The organism is Thermosinus carboxydivorans Nor1, assembly GCF_000169155.1.
Lineage (GTDB): Bacteria > Bacillota > Negativicutes > Sporomusales > Thermosinaceae > Thermosinus > Thermosinus carboxydivorans.
Genome location: NZ_AAWL01000003.1, coordinates 136,485 through 154,336, shown reverse-complemented (window position 1 = coordinate 154,336; position 17,852 = coordinate 136,485). Strand labels below are relative to the sequence as shown.

Here is a 17,852-nt window from a genome sequence, read left to right as displayed (position 1 = left end):
AGCTTGAGGCGCCGCAAGTTGTTCTTGGCTTTAGCGGCGATTTTAGTCACAGGCATTAGCCTGCTGTTATACCATGTGTCTAGTTCACCCGGACTGGTAGCAACCGAGAAGCAACCAGTAACGCTAAAAATCGCCGCAGAGGATTACGGCTATCCGTCGCCTTATACTTTCTACCCGCGCGGGCCCGGGTATATCCGGATGTCACTCTTGTTCGATACGTTGGTGTGGAAGGATCAAAAGGGGGTCATCCCTTGGCTAAGCGAACGATACGAAGTATCGAAAGACGGGCGGGAATGGGTTTTTTATCTTCATCCCGGTGTGAAATGGCATGACGGCCAGCCGCTTACCGCCGAAGATGTTAAATTTACTTTTGAATATATTCGCAGTCACCCTCATCCCTGGTATAGCAGAGAAATAAACATCATCGAAAGCATCGAAGCAATTAATGCCCAACAAGTCAGACTTACTCTCAAAACGCCTTACGCTCCATTTTTGACTAACATTGCCGCCACCATCCCAATCATACCGAAGCATATTTGGCAAACCGTCAGCGACCCGATGAAGTTCACCGATCCGACCGCCGTTATTGGCAGCGGTCCATTCAAACTGGTCAAATACGATAAGGCAGCTTCTCTGTACATATACGAAGCCAATCCTCAATATTTTAAAGGCAGAGTAAAAATCGGGCGACTTGTCTTTACTTGGCCGGGCCAGCCCTTGCTTGCCTTTCAAAACGGCGAGGTAGATGCGTTCAACCCTGATGCCGACCAAGTGGCAGTGCTGAAAGGCGGAAAAAACGTCAAAATCATTGAAGGCAGTGGGTTTTGGATTTTCCGTCTTATGTTCAACCTTGCCCAACACCCTTTTGACCAACTTGAATTTCGCCAAGCTGTAGCCTATGCTTTGAATCTGCCTGAAATTGTGTCGCGGGCCACTCATGGCGGGGCGACTCCCGGCAATCCCGGTTATCTTTCGCCTGAGCTAGGCGAATGGTATAATCCCCGGGTCGCAACTTATCCCTACGACCCTGAAAAAGCCAGAAACTTGCTGACCGGTCTGGGCTACACACAGATAGGCCCGGACGGAATACGCAGGGCACCTGACGGAAAGCGCCTTAGTTTTGAACTCTTAACTTTCCAGCAGGGACAGGATGGGGAGATTGTGAAAAACATGCTGGCCGCTGTCGGAATAGATGTCCGAATCAAAGCGATGGAAAAAGGCGCGCATGATCAGCTGATCGACAGCGGACAATACCAAATGGCGCTCAATGGCCACGGCGGAATCGGCGGCGACCCTGTTTTTCTAAACCAGTTAATTAAACCCCTGACGGCTGTAAAAGACAATCCGACCCTTTATAACAATCCCGAATATATCCGGCTGGCCCGGCAACAAACCGCCATGATTGATAAAAACGAACGCCGGCAAGCCGTGTTTAAGATGCAGGAAATACTGGCCAACGATCTACCCACCATACCGCTGTATTATCGCAAAATGTACTTTGCTTACCGCCCCGACAAGCTGGACGGTTGGTTTTACACACCTGGCGGCATCGCCATCGGCATCCCGACCGAGTTTAATAAACTAGTCTTTATCGAGCCACGGTAGAGGTTGAAGATTTATGAGTTGTGTAGTGGACAAAGAGTCAAAACGGCGGCTTGCGAAAAACAAACTGCATTTCCTGAAGCGCCGGTTGCTGGATTATCTGCTTACCATAGGTTTCATTCTCGTAATTAATTTTTTTCTGCCTAGACTGCTGCCGGGCGATCCTTTCGCCCAGCTCAGCGGCACGGGAGTCGGTTCTGAAATGGCTATAAATCTTGATGCCGCGAGCGAAGCCGCTCTTCGCCAGTATTACGGCCTTGACAAACCGCTATGGGAGCAGTTCATTATCTACCTTGATAATCTGTTGCATGGCAATCTGGGCTATGCCTATTATTTTAAGGCTCCGGTAGGTGAGCTGCTGGCTGAACGTCTACCGTGGAGCCTGCTGCTTATGTTCCCTGGCATCCTCCTGGCCTCGATCATCGGCATCGCGGGCGGTGTTTTCGCCGCTTGGCGGCGCGGAACACGGTGGGATCATGGGTTACTGGCGCTGCTCTTAACCATACGAACCATTCCGCCTTTTTTTCTCGGCAGTATCCTGCTCCTGCTTTTCGGCGTCAAGATGCAATGGTTCCCTATATTCGGCGCTTTCAGCGTAGAGGCTGCCGATGCCTCCGTGGTAACCCGACTCAAAGATATTGTCTGGCATCTGATTCTTCCGGTAACAACGCTCACCTTGACCGAACTGCCCGGTAAATTTTTGCTGACAAGGAGCGCAGTACTTGATACGCTACGCGAAGATTATATTACTTTCGGGCGTGCCCGCGGCTTGAGCGTTAGGCAGCTCATGTTCGGACATGCGCTGCCTAACGCTCTGCTCCCTGTCATAACCCACATCGGCCTGCGGCTAGGCCTGGCAGCCGGCGGGATGATCTATGTCGAGACGGTTTTCGGTTATCCCGGTATGGGCAAATTCATGTTTGAAGCACTAACAGCCCGCGACTTTCAGGTCCTGCAAGGAGGATTTTTGGTTATCAGCCTAACTGTTTTATTGCTCAACTTGCTCGTCGATGTTTTATATGCTTATCTTGACCCGCGGGTGGAGGTGCAATAGTGTCGAAAATGGGTACTGCTGGCGGCATCCTTCTCGCTTTATTTCTGCTTACTGCCGTGTTAGCCCCCGTGCTTGCGCCCTATTCGCCCCTGGATTACAGCGGTTCCCCCTTGGAGAAACCCAGTTTTCGCCATTGGCTCGGAACCGATGGCACCGGCCAAGACATTCTCAGCCAACTGATCTACGGTAGCCGAGTATCCCTTCTGGTAGGAATAAGCGCGGCGTTCGGCAGCACCTTGCTGGGTGCCGGCATAGGCTTGGCGGCAGGCATGTACGGGCGGTTTGCCGACCGATTCTTAACGCGCTTTATTGATATTTTTCTGACTATCCCTCACCTGCCCTTTATGTTGCTATTGGCTGCCCACTTCAAACCTCAACTGTCAACAACTATTGCCGTCCTCATCTTTTTTTCCTGGCCGGTAGAAGCAAGGCTGATCCGCGCACAAGTATTGATGCTAAAGCGGCGGGAATATCTGGATGCCGCCCGCCTTGCCGGAGCTTCCAACAGTTATTTGATCCGCCGGTACATCTTGCCCGATCTTATACCGCTCTTATTGACACAGGTGGTCGTCCGCTCAAGCTGGGCGGTATTGGCCGAATCGGGTTTAGCTTTTCTCGGCTTGGGTGACCCTACTGCCAAAAGTTGGGGCATGATGCTAAAACATGCGTTGGATTATCAGGCTATTTATTTTACTTCTGCCTGGCAATGGCTGGTATTGCCACCCGGGCTTTGCATTACGCTCCTCATCTTAGCGTTGACTATGGTAGGATATGCCTTGGAGGAAAAGTATAATCCATCCCTCAACGAGGTGAAATGATGCCTCTTCTGCGCGTTGAAAATCTTACGGTATGTTATCGCAACAAAAATGAAGCCACTTTGGCTTTACACGACTTCTCCTGTCAGGTTAATGCCGGGGAAGCTGTAGGCATTATCGGTCAGTCCGGCGCCGGCAAGACTACGCTGGCGCTGGCCCTTCTCAATCTGTTGGGCGACCGCGCTGTTATAGAGTCAGGATCTGTCTTTTTCCGCGGACGAAATCTTTTCAAACTGTCCCCGCATGACTGGCAAAGCATCCGGGGCAAGGAAATCGCGCTCATTCCTCAGGCTTCGCAAAACGCCTGGAATCCAGTGCTGACCATCGGCCACCAGATGGCCGAACACATCGAAAACCAACTGGGTATTGCCCGCAGCGAGGCCGTCCGCAGGGCCGCAGCGGCTTTACACGAAGTAGGGCTAACGGAAACAGTCCTGTCTTCCTACCCCCATCAGTTGAGCGGTGGCATGCGCCAAAGAGTAGCTATCGCTACAGCTTGTGTCACTGAACCGGCCTGCATCATCGCCGACGAATGCACCAATTCTCTCGATGCTGCCCATCAAAACGATGTACTTCAACTGTTAGATAACTTAAGCCAAACGCGCAAAATGGCGATAATCATTATTTCCCATGACTTGACTGTCATTGCCAGATTGTGCCGCAGAATCTATGTTCTTTACCAAGGAAAACTGGTTGAAACCGGACCAACAGAAGCTATTTTGCGGTTCCCCACCCATCCCTACACCCAAAAAATCATTGCCGATACCCAATACCTTTGCGCCAGCCTTTTGGCTGTTTAGAGAGGGAGTATCAATTTGTCTAATCCTATACTTTCGGTAAAGAGTATAATAAAAAGTTTTCCGCGGCACCACCAACCGGCGCATGTAGTCTTAGACCAGATTTCTTTCACAATCAGCGCGGGCGAAGTGGTGGGCTTAATCGGCGAGAGCGGCAGCGGCAAAACAACTCTGGCAAGACTTATCGCCGGCCTGGAATTGCCGGACAGCGGTTCAATCGATTGGCTCGACACATCGGGCAACATACCACATAAGGCCCAAATGATTTTTCAAAACCCGTATGCTTCATTATATCGTGGTATGACCATACGCGAAATAATTCAAGAACCATTAGTCATCCAAAAAACCATCCCCAAGAAAAATTTGCAGGAGCAGGCTGTGCGGGCCGTTATCGAACAAGTCAAACTGCCTGGCGACAAGAGTTTTCTCGACCGTTATCCTCACCAGTTGAGCGGCGGCCAGCGGCAGCGGGTAGCCATCGCCCGAGCCCTCATCGCCAAACCGCGTCTGCTCATAGCCGACGAACCCACTTCCATGCTGGATGTAGCGGTACAAAATGATATTTTAAATCTGCTAGTAGAGCTGAATCAACAGCACCATCTATCCATCCTTCTCATCACCCATAATCTGGCTGTTGCCGCTTATGCGTGCAGCCGCATTATGGTTTTGCATGAAGGAAGGATCGTGGAAGACGATATTACTGCCAATATCGTCCATTCCCCTCAGCATCAGTATACAAAGCGCTTAGTGCATGCTGCCCGTCAAAACTGCCAACTTTTATCCCTTCACTCTGCTCAAACAAAACCGTCCGTAAACTAAAAAATCCCGGTACGAACTCGCACCGGGATTTTTTATGCTTCTTCCGCTGTCAATCACCATCAACCATAGCGACTAGAACTTGGTCTGCCACGAAAAATGATAGGTCGTCCCTGGCATGGGGTAGCCAACGTATTCTTGATACTGTTTATTAAAGATGTTGCAGATAGCGAAAGTGTATGCCGCGTCTTTGTGGTTAAGTAAGAAAGAGACATCGGTGGTCACATAGCCACCAAGGGTTGCGCCGCTAACCGACCTCCTTCCGGTATATCTGGTATCCAAAGCGGTGCGGAATTCTTTATTGACCTGATAGCGCAGCCCAAAATTGACGGTGTTGCGCGGGATATTATTGAGCGTTGAACTAGGATCAAGCGGATCGCCACTCTTGCTGCCGGTTTGGTGGGTAAACGCCAGCACCGAGGTCAATCGCTTATCGAATGTGTAATCCGCCGAGGTTTCAAAGCCTTTTATCTTTGCATTCCCTATATTGTAGGTGGGGGGATATCCTTTGATATACGAAGGCATAAATGTAGTGATATAGTTATCGATATCGTTGTAGAAACCCGTGACGCGCCAGCCGAGTTTACCATCAGCCTTCTTCCAGCCGAGTTCATAAGACATGCCATGTTCCGGACCTAAAACGCCAACCGCTTTTTGCCACTCAGCCTGACTGGCAAAACCTAAGGCTGCAGACGCTAGCCTCGGATTACTGCCTACAGACCAATCGAAATAGTTGCCGCTCCACCGGTAGTAATCAGATGCCGTTGGCGGACGGAAAACCGAACTTGCGCTGGCGAAAATCGCTTCGTTATCATTCAATTGCCGCGTTATGCTCACCTTCGGGCTGAGCCTGGAATCCGTATCTTTGCGCGGTTTTTGCGCCAATGACGAATTAAACACCTGCATATCAAGTTTGTGTTGGTCGTAGCGCAATCCAACCCCGACGATCACGTCCTTTTTCCATTTCCAGTCATCTTGCAGGAAGACTCCGGTTTGATCTGTGTTTAAAGCCGACTGTGATGAGATCAGATCGTAATTTATTGTTTGATATTGCAAACCATATGTAATTTTGTGGTCCTTTTGGCTTAGGGTCTGCTGCCAGTTAACGCCGCGGTTGACCAGATCCGATTCCCAGCTTTTGGTCAACGTCGGTATAAGGATTGTCCGAACCCACTCCTGCCGAAACTGATCATTTTGGTAAAGACTCAATTTGGTAGTGTCGGTCGTATAATTTAACGAATAGTTGTTGCCTTTCCAGTACCGATAACTGCCATCAATCCATGGTTTAGGGGCTATGCCAGGCAACCCAAACGTCGGCGCGTCGGGAACGGTAGGATAGTTTGGATCATAGCCATTGGTGGATGTAGGATTGTTGCCAACGATAGAGCCTTCCTTGCGTTCGATGGTTGTCCAGGCAAAGGTAAGCTTATCGCTATCCTGCAACTTGTAAGAAATGTTTAGGTTCAGGTCCCTGATATCGTTCCAGTTATTCCTGTAAAATCCATCGGATGTATCTTTATTGCCGTTAATCGTCCAGAAGAATTTACCATCGTTAGTCGAACCCTGCGTTGTGATTGCAAATTTTCTGGTGTCATAGCTGCCGTAGCTAAACTTGGTCTCCGTTTTGGTTTCTCCCGGTTCCTGAATTGTTACGATATTGACAAGGCCGCCCCACGTACCTCCGTAGATTGCGGAACTCGCCCCGCGCATGATCTCGATCTTTTGCACATTCGTGATGGGAATCATGTCCCATTCCAGACCTCTGCCGCGCATCAATCCGCCTTGATTTTCTAAGATGTTTCCGTTAATGGCCACTAAAAAACGTTCGCCGCTGACGCCGCGCATTGTGACCTGCGTTCCGGACTGAGGACTAAATTGCACCGTAAAGCCGGCAACATCACGCAGAAGGTCGGTGACACTGTTTATTTGACCGGCGTCAATTTTATCTTTCACGTTGATTGATAGTTTTTTCTGCGGTTCATTTTCTCCCTGAATGCTCTTACCAGTGACATAGATGGTTTCGAGACTGAATTCTGGCGAGTTTTCCGCTTCATTGGCTCTGACAATGCTAAACGGCAAACAGACTAAGAACATTAGAGCAACAGCCGCGGTTAACAGTTTCCCTGATACAAACTTTGGATACATCGGTCAACCTCCCGGAATAATTAATTTTGCAATCCACCGGATAGTAAATTTACAATTCAGAATGCGATAGACGTGCTGGCAATAAACTTCGCGGCAACTCTCCTTTCAAAATAAAACACCGCGAAAGTAATCCCCAAACATTCTTGTTTGGAAGATAACCTTCGCGGCTATTGTTAATCTTAATACAGCTCCAAAAACAATCCCCAAGCCTATTCCTAGGCCAGTTCTGCAAAACCATTTCATATGGTGGTTCTGCTAGTATTATCCATTTTTTCAATAAGCTTGTCAATAGCTTCCAGGTTTTTTATCTTATACGAAGTAGTAAGCGAAAATGGTGGAATGATTTTGATTCCCATTGTCTGTGGCGCCAATTTATTGGCATAATTAACTTAGTATAGTTGTTGTAACAACAAATTAATCGAGGTGACAAAAATGTATTGGAAATCTGCAGGGCCTGTTCATACGGCCAACACAGTGGCGTTAGCCTTACAAAAAGCTAAAGAAGCCAAAATTAACTCGATTGTGGTTGCCTCTTGCAGCGGAAAAACGGCGGAAATGGTTGCCGGAAAAGTGGAAAATGTGGTGTGTGTAACCCATGTCAACGGCTTTGAAAAACCTGGAGCCAATGAGATGACCCCGGAAATGCGGGCACGGCTCACCGAAAAAGGCGTAAAATTATTAACGACCACACATGTCCTATCTGGCGCGGAGCGCGGCATCAGCCGCAAATTCGGCGGCATTTATCCCGTCGAAATCATCGCCCACACGCTCCGTATGTTCGGCCAGGGCGTCAAAGTATGCGTAGAAATCGCCGTCATGGCATTAGACGCCGGACTTATCCCATACGGCGAAGACATTATTGCCATTGGCGGCACCGGCGAAGGCGCTGACACGGCCGTGATCATACGCCCGGCCCATGCGGCCAATATTTTCGATACCTATATCGCGGAAATTATCTGCAAACCATAAAACCTAATAAATTACCTGCAGCCGTTCTTCAATACTCCTTTGCGTGGCCATAATCAATGGCAAGTAACTATGCAAAGTGCTATCGTCCATAAGGTACTTGCGAGCACTTACGCTAATGGCCCCGCACAGTTTTCCGTTGGTCGAAAGCGAGACAGCAATACAGCAGTATATTTTTCAAACCTGGTTTTGGCTAAATAGCGCTCCAACTCTTCATCGGAAAAAATAGCCAACATGGCTTTGCCCAGGCCTGTGCAATAAAGCGGGGCCGTCTTTCCGATGCGTGATATGATTCGCACGGCTTGCGTGCTTTCAAGTTTTGCCACATAAATCAGGCTATCGTCATTTAATACGCCCAAATGAATCGTTTCCCCGGTTTCTTTGTTCAATTCTTCCAAGCAGTGATCCGGCCTACCGCCATGGCACTCACTTACCCCGCCTCTAACGGCGGCACCTGAATGGAAACTTACTCGTGAAATGTAGGAACTTTTGCGTTCTGCCGCTATACAAATTGGGCAAAGCGAATATTTCATGAAGACATCATCTGGGGGTAATCTATTTTGATTACTCAACCCACCAAGGGATAGTGATGTCTTCTTCTATTTTTTCCCTGCAAAATCCTACAGTAATTTAACACTAACACGGAGCAGCTTTTTATTGCATTACTACGATGGCATCACCATTTTTTATTTCATTAACGTTACTAGTTATGACCATAATTTCCTGAGGCACATTAGAAGTGATTTCTGTGAAATCACCGATGGTTTCGCCGATACTTATCTGCTGGCGGACAGCTGTACCATTGGCTACTACGTATATAAAATTCCGCCCTTGCTCGTCTTGGAATATTGATGCTGTAGGAACTGCGGGAACTGTTACTGATTGGCCGGTGTCTATACGAACATTTACGGGCATGCCAGGTTTTAGTAAATCATCCTGATTATTCGTGAGTTTAATATGAGCCAAGAAGGAAGAAATTTTGTCATCCTTAACTTCAGGATAGATACTGGAAACCTGGCCCATTATGGTTTGGTTCGATACTTCTGCTGTAGCTGTAGTACCCAAATCGACCAGATACAAATCATTTTGGTCAAGATGAACGACAATCTCTATTTCTTGACCACTTCCCAATGCCATCAGTTGTTGACCGGCCTGCACTGTTTTCCCTGGAGCTATAGACAGCCCCGTCACTATGCCATCAATTGGGGCCGTTATCGTGGCGGAACCATGAGCGTTGTTGTAATGGCATTTGTATTTGTAGATGACATAGCGTTCTGGCCGTTGTTCAAGCTTGCTTGTGCTTGTTGTAGGCGGACCATGGCATCTTCCAATTGTCGTCGTGGAATAGCCCCTTGTTCATATAATTTTTGATAGCGCTTAACATCTTTTAGTGCATTATCATAATTATCTTGTACTTGCTGAGAGACTCCCGCTTTTTGGTTTTCTCCCGTTGCTGTTGAAGGTCCACTGTCACCGGACGGTCCGGAAGATCCCTGAAGCTTGAGCAGGGGCTGGCCTGCCTTGACTGCCTGGCCTTCTGTTACATATATTTCACTAACGCGACCGGAAAATTCGGTATGTAAAGGGATGGAAGTCGAGTTTTCTATGAACCCCGGCCGATCTATTCGTATTGGCTTATTTATGGTACCTATCGGTACCGCAGTAACATTAACGGGAGTGCGCGGGATGTGCTGGAACCAAAGGGTAAACGGAAACAGGTCGGAACGGGCAGCCAGCACTAGTGCCACGCTGAGCAAAAATACGGTTATTATTATCGCCGCCGGACGATATTGCTGAGTCATTTTCCCCATATCTGTCGTCTCCAATAATCAAGACTAGCCGTTACTATGTTCTCACTTTTCACTTTTTGCGTCAAGTGTTGACACAGTGCGAAATTAGTTGGAAAATGGGAAGGTATAATTGATGAATATTGAGGCTTCTCTGGCTTTTGAAGGGGGAGATACTAGATGCCTATTCCGCACGAAGCGCATAATAAACAGAAAGTAGATATTAGTCGGAAGCCAATGCTTACTGCACGATGGATTGTTTTGCCGATGTTTATACTTATCCTATTTTCAGTAGGGATTTTTGCAAATTATCACCAGGCTCTTAGTGCAAATGCTGTTGCAACGACTGAACTAAGACTTAACCAACAGAAGGAAAGTGGACAAGCTCAAGAAAATAAAAAAAATGGCAAGAAATACGAATACGCTTGCAACCACTCCTTCCATTTGGCCGGTTAGCGGAGCGGTTACCTCCCGGTTTTGGCTGGCGCAATTCGCCTTGGGGGGACGGTAGTGAATTTCATCCGGGTATTCGACATCGCTGCCAGTATAGGTACACCAGTTGTTGCGACTGCTGATGGTGAGGTTGTAAAGAGCGGATGGTCTGGAGGTTATGGCAATATAGTGCAAATCAATCATGGTAACGGCATTGAGACTATTTATGGCCACAATTCACAAATAGCAGTAAGCGTTGGTCAAAGTGTAAGAAAAGGTCAAGTGATTGCTTACGCCGGCAGCACTGGGAAAAGTACCGGCCCACATGTTCATTACGAAGTCAGAGTCAACGGCACCGCTGTAGATCCTATTAAATTTCTGGTTCTATCCCGACTTCGACAGTAAACCGCCATTTTAGGGGGGCAGGGTCCACAAACCCAATGTAGACATGAGTCAAGTTCCGGAAAAGCTCAAAAACGTAGTGAACTATTTTGCCATAATCTCTTTAGCTTTTGCGGTCACCTGCTATAATGTAATGTGAACCATAAAACCAGTGTCAAAGTTGGGAAGGTAAATAGCAGAAAGACCTACTAGCCGACTAATCGGCTTGTAGGTCTTTCGAGTATTACTTGCTAAAATACCTTTCCAATAAGCCCTTAAAAGCTGCCCCATGACGTGCTTCGTCTTTGCACATCTCATGTACAGTGTCATGAATAGCATCTAAGCCAAGCTGTTTTGCTTTTTTTGGCAATTGCTAGTTTACCCTCACAGGCGCCACGTTCAGCCTCTACACGGAGCTCAAGGTTCTTCTTAGTAGAAGGATGTACTACTTCGCCCAACAACTCGGCAAATTTCGCAGCGTGTTCAGCTTCTTCGAAGGCGATGCGCTTATAAGCTTCGGCTACTTCTGGATAACCTTCCCGGTCAGCTTGGCGGCTCATTGCTAGATACATACCAACCTCAGTACATTCACCGATAAAGTTCATCTTCAGTCCTTCAACTATCTCGGCGTCTACACCCGCGGCTACGCCAATTCTGTGCTCGTCAGCCCAGCTTAAACCTGTCGTAGCTTGCTCAACAAATTTGGTGGCAGGTGCTTTGCATTGCGGACAAGCATCGGGAGCGGAATTGCCTTCGTGAACATAACCACAGATGGTACACACAAACTTCTTCATAAATATACCTCCTCAATGGATAATTAATATCATGAAATAATTATACCAAATTATAGAAAAAAAGCAATACGTTTTTTCAATGACTGTACTGTTTATTTTTCCGGTGTAGCATTGGCTATTGCAATTTACCTATGTATTTACAGTTAGCAACCCTTGACAACGTCCGAATTGTCTCAGCATTTGCCTACCCAAACTAAATCTTCAGCCACATTCTTCCTACCTCCAAAGCACTTCCATCTTGTCCCGAATCAATTTGCTGATAAAGTAAAGAGCAGTGTCCTCGCTAACCTTCAGCTCCTGGGCTATTTCAGCAGGGCTTACCTGCCCTTTTTGCCGCATCAATTCCAGAACTTCCCCCTCAACCTGGTTGACCCAGTCCTCAAACAAAGCCATGACTTCTGGTGTAGCGTAACCCGCCATTTGAGCAGTAGTCTTGACAGCCTCCATCATGTTCTTGCACATTTCCATAGGGTTGAATCCCTCACCCATTTTTTCCACCATCATGCCCATCATGGGCGGCATCCCTGACATTCCCTTCATCTCAGCCCCTCCTTACTTTTTCTCTTTCTTCAATTCTTCTACTTCTTGACGTAGTTTCCGTACCTCTTCGAGCAGTTCTCTATTTGTAACATCGCTGTGAACTTGATCGCGACCATGGCCGAACGGAAAGCCTCCTCGGCTGAAGAAGTAAAACATAAACCCAAGGCAAACCAAGAAAAACACGGAAAATAGGAACATGCCGAGCGGCATACCCCATCCGCCCCACATTGGATGACCCCACCACATACACATCATCCTTTCATCCATGGCGGGCGGCACGGAAACGGGAAGTTCACTTCCGTTTCTGAACTACCGCCATTATATTTTTCAAACTGTCGTATTAGCCTTGGCAAGTCACTATCCGCAAGGCTATTGAACACTAGGGTTGCCTTCCTGCTCGTAGTTACGAGTCCCGCCTCCCGCAATGCCTTCAAGTGGAAAGACACGAGCGGTTGGGACAATCCCGTCTGCTCGATTAGCTGTGAAACTGACTTCGGTTCTTCTTCGAGCGCCAGGAGAATTTTCAGTCGGTTAGCATCACCGAGTAGTTTGAATAAGCGGGCTAGGCTCTCTATATTGTCACCTTCCTTCCTGCATCAATTCACGCTTATATAAATGATTACTTATATTTTATACCTCTCCCCTTGTCTTATGCAATACTCCTTGCATCTTTTTTTGAGGGCAATGCGGGCAGTTCTCTATCAACTAGAAATCACTGTTGTTCATACATACTTGCAAAATTGCAGGGCAATCAGGCTAGACCCCTACCCCAAGCTCCAGGAACGCACAAAAAACAAAGCCTCAACCCCACGTTACACAAGGGTTGAGGCCATTTTTCGCCGTTACCAATGATACGGTTCTCCGTATCACCCATTATCAAAAACAATTTTGAGTACACAATCTCAATTTAAACTTCTCCCACCAAAAATTATAAGCTTCTTTTTCAAGAAGCTATAATACTGCGATCCTGTCAAATTATTCAAGGTCATTTTATATTAACTCGTAGAGCCTTTTCTTTACAGCATCTATAATATATTTTTTCACGGTGCCAAACTTGCTAATTACAATATTTTGGGATAAAGTATAAATCTTATCCACTCTTATGCAAGAATCCACCTTTAAGGTTCCCTCGTCAAGGTCACTACTGGACAGCATTACAATATAATCCTTTGTTGTCAGGTTCGAAGTAATAGCAGCAACCACTATATCTTCTGTTTTACTATTATAATCATCATTAGATAAAACGAGAACAGGGCGTTTTTTATTGGAAGTCAAATCACTGAAAGGTATTGGAATTAACAAGATATCGCCCTGTTTATACATTATTCCATACCTCATCATCAATATCATTGTCCCAGAAACCTATGCTACTTTCACTTGCACATACTAAATCTTTAAATACCTGTTTATCCGATTTATTTTTTAAAAACATAATGAAATCAATAACTTCTGGTATTTGACTTTCTGGAATTTGGTCAATCAATTTTATTAAAATGCTTTTGGCTGTACTCATTCATACCACCTCAAAATTATTATATCACAAAAATTCCTTGCCGAACCCAGCTGACCACGTACCAGATAGTGTCAAGACATTGTAAGATTTTTTTAGAAGACATACATCCTCGGTCGAGTTAACATAATTTTAAGTGATCAAGTCCTAATCTATGTGTAAAATTCATCCTCAGTTAGAAACAGAGCATTTAACAGATTTTAACAATTTTATTGTCTGCTGCATGAGCCTGGCGTTCACGCCAATCCCAATATTCGGCCATATCTAAGTATTTTTTTACCGCTTGCCCATTTGTCGTCAATTCCATCAGCAAAGCGCCAATCAGACGCAGAGCGGAAGCTCTGTTTGGAAAAATACGAATAACCCGTTCACGACGCCGGATTTCTTTATTGAGACGCTCAATACCGCTCTCTGTACGCAACCGTTTGCGGTATTTTCCCGGCAGTGCCAAAACAGCGATTGCATCATCAAACCCTTTTTCTAATATAGCCATTGCTTTCGGCGCTGGTGCCAGGTTACACCTTGAAAGTGCTGGCGAATAGCACGGACTAGCCCGCTGTGATGATCAGATACGATCAAATCATGCCACCAGGGTTGAGGCCATTTTTCGCCGTTACCAATGATACGGTAACTTTGGCATACGATATCCCCTTCTCTACATGTAATAATTAATCTTGGTTAATCACCTTGTTGTATTGACTCTATCTCACGAGATGCCGTATGGCCATTGACAAGCCAAATGCCGCCTAGAATTAACGCCATCCCCACCACGGTATTCCAGTATAGCGTTTCTTTAAGAAAAATCACTCCTGCCAGTACGCCAATAATTGGAATAATCAACATCGAAATAGACGCCTTCCCGGCCTCCGTGTTTGATAAAATATACGTCCAGAGGAAATAAGCCAACGCCGAGGCAAGTACGCCGTTATACACCAGACAACCTACCGCATACCAACCCCACTGTATAGTACCATGCCCAAATAAAGCTGAATAAATTGACAGCACAATAGCCCCTACCACCATCTGCCAGGTTGTATATTGCAAAATATCACAGTGCTGCAATTTTAGTTTGACAAGAATACTCGAAAATGCCCACGCAACGGCACCTGTGAGTGTCAAAACAATTGCCCACCAGGCACCGCCGCCACTTACGTTTAATAATGCAACCAGTCCAACCATGCCCATGGCGACACCAGTCATTTTCCGCCTGGTCAATTTTTCGCCTAGTAAAAAATGCGCCATTATTGCCACCCAAAAGGGCATACTGTAAGATAAAACCGAAGAAAATCCAGCACTTAAAAACTGCATCCCAACTTGAACGGCGGTGTTAAAAAATGCAGTTTGCAGAATACCGCCTAGAATAACCCACTTCCAATCCTCACGCCGCGGAATAGGTATTTTCTTAAAATAGGTCACAATAAGCAATACACCCGACCCTAAAATAAAACGATACGTCGTAAATAACACAGGTGGGAAGACCTGATTGGCCTGCTTCATTACCACCCAATTAAGCCCCCAAATTAAACATAGAAGCGCTATTGCCCCATTCATAATTACACCTTTAATTATTTTTAATTTTGCCTGCTGAAACCCTGTTCTGCAGGAATATGCAGTTTTCTTTTCGACTTCACATAGTCCTATTCCTGGTACCTGTTCCTTTATTTTAGGTTTCTTGTTCGACAATTTATTAAAGCACACAAATTGCCGACAATAAGTTTAGCTAGTACCGCCACAATGACATTCATTGTGAAAGAAGGGGTATTGCTAGCGGTATAGAGTTATGGCCCAAAATCTGCAATTAAGTCAATTATACTATGCACAGGCTTAACACGGATGTGCGTCCAGTTGTTCGGACTGATAATGGACCGCAATTTACGTACCACGCATTTGAAGAAGCGTGTGCGGCTCTAAGTATCGAACATGAGCGCATACCAACCAAGACACCCAATATGAATACCCATATTAAAGCTTTCCAACGTTTACTTGAAGATGCATGCCTGTGCGGCATGAGTTTGAAAGCTATCAGAAATCGGAACTTTAGCGTTTTACCTTTATGCAAGCATATAGTTTAATATCGCATCAATATGGATCTGCGTTGTGTCCAAAAGCAAAACGTCCAAATCATTTTCCTGTATTATAAGCGGCAGTTCGGTGCAGCCAAGAACCAATGCATCTGCATTTTTCTCAGCTATCATTCGCTTCGCGATCTGTAGTATTGTCCTTTTATCTTCTGGTAAAACGATGCCCGCTTGCAAATTCGGAAAAATAATATTATGGATCGCTTTTTGCTCATCTGCCGTGGGGACAAATGCATCAATCCCGTATTTCGCAAACGCATTTGAATATAGCCCGCTGCTCATCGTGAAAGCCGTGCCGAATATTACAACGCTTTTGCAATTCTTTGATTGTGCGTATTTGCACGTTTCGTCGACGATGCTTATAAGGGGCAAAGGGGATTGGCTATTGACTTCATCAAATACGATATGAGCAGTATTGGCCGCCATGGCCGCAAACTCAGCCCCACCGGCCGCTAAATTTTTTATTGAGCCGACCAACCGGTTAATAAACATATCCCATTGCTTGTTGGACACATAAGCGTACATTTCGGCAAGATTTAAGCTGTCAATAATCATTTGCGGATAATTGTCGCTAGCTGTCCTCATCCGATAACCCTCGGTGATGCCTTTGTAGTAATCCAGCGTCGATGCCGGGCCAATCCCGCCTACCAGCCCGAGTTTTTTCATTATAAACACCTCCAGTAAATATTAGCATCGTTTCAAATATTGTTTGATTATACTAACCTAATCCATTAGCCATCTCCCATTCCAATAATTACCACTTTGTATAATACAACGCTAACCATTCTTTTCCTGCCCCCTTGACTTAAAGTGACCTAAAGCCCTAATAATTTCTGTTACAAAAGAAGACCCCTTTGAAGCTGGTTTTCCTGCCCCAAAGGGATTTTGTTCATCATTTTTCGCCCTTACCAAGTTTTATTCCAGATATTTTATGTTTTAAATGAAAATCGCCTGAATCAGTATTGAATAATATCTTATAATTATTCACATATCCACCTTTTGAGTAAACTGCCCTCATTGTGCGAGCCTTAATATAAGACTTCATGCCCTTCATTTCTAAGTATATCTACCGCGCTATTAAAATCCCTATCCTTAACTAAGATATAGTCAGTATTATAAGTCGAAATTGCAAATATACTTATGCCCGCTCTTGCAAGTGCCGTGCTGACCATCGCTAATATACCCACCAGTCCAAAATCTAGTGTCCCCTGAATTTTGAGTATCTTCCATCCTTTTTCACATAATACATTTTCGGGTACAACACCCTCTGGACATACAATGGAAAGTTCATCCACCGTTTTAGTGATTGAAAAAAAACTCCCCTTGGTATGCCCATATTGGAATCGTCCCCCTGGCATCCAATTTACAAACCCCTACATTCTCCTGCAAAGCCATAAAAACTAATTTTTTCTCAGACATAATTCACAAATCTCCTCTACATACCTTCACTAGAAAATACTGAAGTCGTTAACAACTTCTTTTGAGTCTAAAATTCGCAAACGCCAGATAATTAGGCGCTTGGGGCATGCTTTCAAATCCTACGCCACAGCAGCATCCGTTTTGCCCAGCATTATTGACTGACCGAAAAGTTCAAATGCTTTCATACCAGATCCGCACAGCTGGTCACCATTATGTAAGTTTAGCCGGCACTAAGACAGTTCGCTATACCCTAGCTCAGCTATAACCTTTTTTAAACGTTCACGCTGTTCGGGTCGCTCAAGTTCGTCGCCATATTGGTAGCAATCAAGCACATCCGCATCCTTGACAATCTCCTCCAGCGGCGTGCCAACAACATGCTTATTGCTGTGGTTTTTAACTGCTTGCGCAAGTTTTTCTATCTCGTCATTGGTAAACAGCCCAATTTCCGCGAGAAACTCTTTTACTGGCTCATAGCCATTTACCGCATGATAGGCTTGCTTGCCGGTCACGATCCGACCGTAGTCATGCAGCGAGCAAGCTATCGCCGCCATTTCCGGCTCAATGTTGCGCTTGGCCGCTAAAAGCAGGCCAATTTTGGCACAGCTAGCCATATGTATTTTTTCCCATTCGATCGGGTAGTCACGTTCGGCAATATGTTTATATTGATTAATTTTATTAAGCAGTTTGGATTGAACTAATAAAATTTTGTTCATGGT

General features: G+C 45.9%; 20 protein-coding genes and 3 pseudogenes. 8 read left to right on the top strand and 15 right to left on the bottom strand.

Annotation, left to right across the window (positions count from 1 at the left end; genetic code table 11):
- Positions 1-3 precede the first annotated feature (3 nt).
- From TCARDRAFT_RS03675 to TCARDRAFT_RS03655, 5 genes are read left to right on the top strand one after another with little or no spacing between them, the layout of a single operon-like run.
- Positions 4-1,605: an ABC transporter substrate-binding protein gene (locus TCARDRAFT_RS03675; RefSeq protein ID WP_007288656.1), complete on the top strand. Its 1,602-nt coding sequence runs from the start codon at positions 4-6 to the stop codon at positions 1,603-1,605.
- 13 nt (positions 1,606-1,618) lie between these two features.
- Entirely contained in the window at positions 1,619-2,656 is a 1,038-nt protein-coding gene (locus TCARDRAFT_RS03670) for an ABC transporter permease (RefSeq protein WP_007288655.1), read from the top strand.
- 8 nt (positions 2,657-2,664) lie between these two features.
- Complete coding sequence (locus tag TCARDRAFT_RS03665) at positions 2,665-3,474, top strand: ABC transporter permease (RefSeq protein WP_071934007.1); 810 nt, start codon at positions 2,665-2,667, stop codon at positions 3,472-3,474.
- Positions 3,471-4,271 carry an ABC transporter ATP-binding protein gene (locus TCARDRAFT_RS03660; RefSeq protein ID WP_083795378.1) on the top strand — a complete coding sequence of 267 codons (801 nt, stop codon included), beginning with the start codon at positions 3,471-3,473 and terminating at the stop codon, positions 4,269-4,271. Before TCARDRAFT_RS03665 ends, TCARDRAFT_RS03660 begins: the two co-directional genes overlap by 4 nt.
- 15 nt (positions 4,272-4,286) lie before the next feature.
- Positions 4,287-5,087: an ABC transporter ATP-binding protein gene (locus tag TCARDRAFT_RS03655; RefSeq protein WP_007288652.1), complete on the top strand. Its 801-nt coding sequence runs from the start codon at positions 4,287-4,289 to the stop codon at positions 5,085-5,087.
- 72 nt (positions 5,088-5,159) lie between these two features.
- On the opposite strand, the gene TCARDRAFT_RS03650 is transcribed toward TCARDRAFT_RS03655, so the two are convergent.
- Positions 5,160-7,229, bottom strand: coding sequence for a TonB-dependent receptor (locus tag TCARDRAFT_RS03650; protein ID WP_007288651.1), 2,070 nt, complete (start codon positions 7,227-7,229; stop codon positions 5,160-5,162).
- Between the two features lie 432 nt (positions 7,230-7,661).
- On the opposite strand from TCARDRAFT_RS03650, the gene TCARDRAFT_RS03645 reads away from it, so the two are divergent.
- The gene (locus TCARDRAFT_RS03645) at positions 7,662-8,198 is read left to right on the top strand and encodes a pyruvate kinase alpha/beta domain-containing protein (protein ID WP_007288650.1); all 537 of its coding nucleotides are present in this window, start codon (positions 7,662-7,664) and stop codon (positions 8,196-8,198) included.
- A 107-nt stretch (positions 8,199-8,305) separates the two neighbouring features.
- Here the strand turns inward: TCARDRAFT_RS03645 and TCARDRAFT_RS03640 are convergent, their stop codons facing one another.
- The 3 genes from TCARDRAFT_RS03640 to TCARDRAFT_RS15945 form a co-directional block, all read right to left on the bottom strand.
- Entirely contained in the window at positions 8,306-8,593 is a 288-nt protein-coding gene (locus tag TCARDRAFT_RS03640; protein ID WP_040683007.1) for an IclR family transcriptional regulator domain-containing protein, read from the bottom strand.
- A gap of 256 nt (positions 8,594-8,849) precedes the next feature.
- A complete protein-coding gene (locus TCARDRAFT_RS15950; protein WP_007288735.1) occupies positions 8,850-9,386 on the bottom strand; it encodes an efflux RND transporter periplasmic adaptor subunit in 537 nt (178 codons plus the stop codon).
- A gap of 20 nt (positions 9,387-9,406) precedes the next feature.
- The gene (locus TCARDRAFT_RS15945) at positions 9,407-10,006 is read right to left on the bottom strand and encodes an efflux RND transporter periplasmic adaptor subunit (protein ID WP_232199085.1); all 600 of its coding nucleotides are present in this window, start codon (positions 10,004-10,006) and stop codon (positions 9,407-9,409) included.
- A 156-nt stretch (positions 10,007-10,162) separates the two neighbouring features.
- On the opposite strand from TCARDRAFT_RS15945, the gene TCARDRAFT_RS15700 reads away from it, so the two are divergent.
- Positions 10,163-10,438, top strand: coding sequence for a hypothetical protein (locus tag TCARDRAFT_RS15700; RefSeq protein WP_007288733.1), 276 nt, complete (start codon positions 10,163-10,165; stop codon positions 10,436-10,438).
- Positions 10,407-10,819, top strand: a pseudogene (locus TCARDRAFT_RS14510) (M23 family metallopeptidase); the annotation flags it as partial. The gene TCARDRAFT_RS15700 and the pseudogene TCARDRAFT_RS14510, both read left to right, overlap by 32 nt.
- A gap of 220 nt (positions 10,820-11,039) precedes the next feature.
- Here the strand turns inward: TCARDRAFT_RS14510 and TCARDRAFT_RS03625 are convergent.
- From TCARDRAFT_RS03625 to TCARDRAFT_RS03580, 11 genes and pseudogenes are all read right to left on the bottom strand, one after another.
- Positions 11,040-11,589 (bottom strand): annotated as a pseudogene (locus TCARDRAFT_RS03625) (NADH peroxidase).
- A 216-nt stretch (positions 11,590-11,805) separates the two neighbouring features.
- The gene (locus tag TCARDRAFT_RS03620) at positions 11,806-12,129 is read right to left on the bottom strand and encodes a winged helix-turn-helix domain-containing protein (protein ID WP_007288646.1); all 324 of its coding nucleotides are present in this window, start codon (positions 12,127-12,129) and stop codon (positions 11,806-11,808) included.
- Between the two features lie 12 nt (positions 12,130-12,141).
- The gene (locus TCARDRAFT_RS03615; protein WP_156784632.1) at positions 12,142-12,375 is read right to left on the bottom strand and encodes a hypothetical protein; all 234 of its coding nucleotides are present in this window, start codon (positions 12,373-12,375) and stop codon (positions 12,142-12,144) included.
- Between the two features lie 5 nt (positions 12,376-12,380).
- Positions 12,381-12,704: an ArsR/SmtB family transcription factor gene (locus TCARDRAFT_RS16345; RefSeq protein ID WP_083795376.1), complete on the bottom strand. Its 324-nt coding sequence runs from the start codon at positions 12,702-12,704 to the stop codon at positions 12,381-12,383.
- A gap of 415 nt (positions 12,705-13,119) precedes the next feature.
- Positions 13,120-13,452: a type II toxin-antitoxin system PemK/MazF family toxin gene (locus TCARDRAFT_RS03610; protein ID WP_007288731.1), complete on the bottom strand. Its 333-nt coding sequence runs from the start codon at positions 13,450-13,452 to the stop codon at positions 13,120-13,122.
- The gene (locus tag TCARDRAFT_RS03605; protein ID WP_040683005.1) at positions 13,445-13,642 is read right to left on the bottom strand and encodes a DUF2281 domain-containing protein; all 198 of its coding nucleotides are present in this window, start codon (positions 13,640-13,642) and stop codon (positions 13,445-13,447) included. Before TCARDRAFT_RS03605 ends, TCARDRAFT_RS03610 begins: the two co-directional genes overlap by 8 nt.
- Positions 13,643-13,829: 187 nt before the next feature.
- A pseudogene (locus tag TCARDRAFT_RS03600) lies at positions 13,830-14,144 on the bottom strand (transposase); the annotation flags it as partial.
- Between the two features lie 173 nt (positions 14,145-14,317).
- Positions 14,318-15,322, bottom strand: a complete 1,005-nt coding sequence (locus TCARDRAFT_RS03595; RefSeq protein ID WP_232199084.1) for a DMT family transporter — start codon at positions 15,320-15,322, stop codon at positions 14,318-14,320.
- 368 nt (positions 15,323-15,690) lie between these two features.
- Positions 15,691-16,383, bottom strand: coding sequence for an aspartate/glutamate racemase family protein (locus TCARDRAFT_RS03590; RefSeq protein WP_007288644.1), 693 nt, complete (start codon positions 16,381-16,383; stop codon positions 15,691-15,693).
- A gap of 362 nt (positions 16,384-16,745) precedes the next feature.
- A complete protein-coding gene (locus TCARDRAFT_RS03585; protein WP_007288643.1) occupies positions 16,746-17,075 on the bottom strand; it encodes an ACT domain-containing protein in 330 nt (109 codons plus the stop codon).
- 291 nt (positions 17,076-17,366) lie between these two features.
- Positions 17,367-17,849: an HD domain-containing protein gene (locus TCARDRAFT_RS03580; protein WP_007288642.1), complete on the bottom strand. Its 483-nt coding sequence runs from the start codon at positions 17,847-17,849 to the stop codon at positions 17,367-17,369.
- Between the last annotated feature and the right edge of the window lie 3 nt (positions 17,850-17,852).